At 35.2% G+C, this 1,123-nt stretch carries 2 protein-coding genes; both read right to left on the bottom strand.

Annotation, left to right across the window (positions count from 1 at the left end; translation table 11 throughout):
• Window positions 1–218 precede the first annotated feature (218 nt).
• Complete coding sequence (locus A1QC_RS06085) at window positions 219–605, bottom strand: hypothetical protein (RefSeq protein ID WP_017026098.1); 387 nt, start codon at window positions 603–605, stop codon at window positions 219–221.
• The coding region (locus tag A1QC_RS15525; protein ID WP_158006022.1) for a hypothetical protein at window positions 598–1,123 on the bottom strand (526 nt) is incomplete at its 5' end. The genes A1QC_RS15525 and A1QC_RS06085, both read right to left, overlap by 8 nt.

Genomic DNA, 1,123 nt, shown 5'->3' on the forward strand with positions numbered 1-1,123 from the left:
CCATGGCATTTTTTTGTGGTTGCAACTCATAAAATTCATAGCCTGAATCTAAGTTTTCTATATATTGCTTTACATCTCCATCTAATGGGATTTGTGACATATCTTGCACAATATAACGACCTTGACCGTCTTCACCTTGGGCCACGATTAAATGACCATTGCTGCCATCAATTTAGATCCTCCAACCCCCCTGCTCTTTGACTTGATTCTTTTGAAAGCTAGTTACTTTCATTATAATATCGTCCTTTTATAACCCTACCATCACTTAACTCCAAGTAATACAAAGATGAAGTTAATAAACCTTCATTATAAAAAATCTTAACCTTCTCTTTTAAATTAATTTCATCAAGAAATAAATTACAATCTGGACTATCCAGCTTCATTTTGAAGCTAAGAATCTTATGATTATTTTTTATTACGATATATAATCTATCATTATCTTTAATTACTGGCGCGCAAGACTTTTCAATAATTACCCCTATGCTTGTTTTATCTCGATCTAATATTGACAGCAGTGAAACCGAACCAATAATTAGAAATATAATAAAAATCCAACTTATAAGCTTTCTCAATCCACCGAGAAAAAAAGATTTCATATCATTCACTATCCACCTCATTTAAATCTGATTTAATTGTATCATGCAGTATATCAACACTTAGTATATCCAAAGATTTATTCAAGGAATCCATTATAGCTTCCGGTTTGGATATTGATTTATTAATATCTATTAGCGACTTAACCGTGGGTAACCCTAATACAATATCTGAAGCTAATTTTTTATTTTGCTCCTTCCCAACAAAGTCCGGCATTATACTGATCACACCTTTTTGGATTGGATCATTATCCACAGGATTTACCGAAATACCCTGAGATAACACTTCACCTAAATCACTAAATGCAATAGCTGCATTCGTTAGGCCTGCACCACATCCAACGAATGTTACGCAACTACCCAGCCCGGCACCTATTCCGACATAATCGGCTATAGCTTCTTTCGAAGTAGCATTCTCTTTCATCACAGAATCCACATGTGCTACAGCCTGATTAGTATCTGCTTGCGCCTCAATACCGCCACTATTCATATTTGACCAATCAACACCAAACGAATTCGGCGGCATACGA

It is taken from the genome of Vibrio rumoiensis 1S-45, from assembly GCF_000286955.2.
Lineage (GTDB): Bacteria > Pseudomonadota > Gammaproteobacteria > Enterobacterales > Vibrionaceae > Vibrio > Vibrio rumoiensis_A.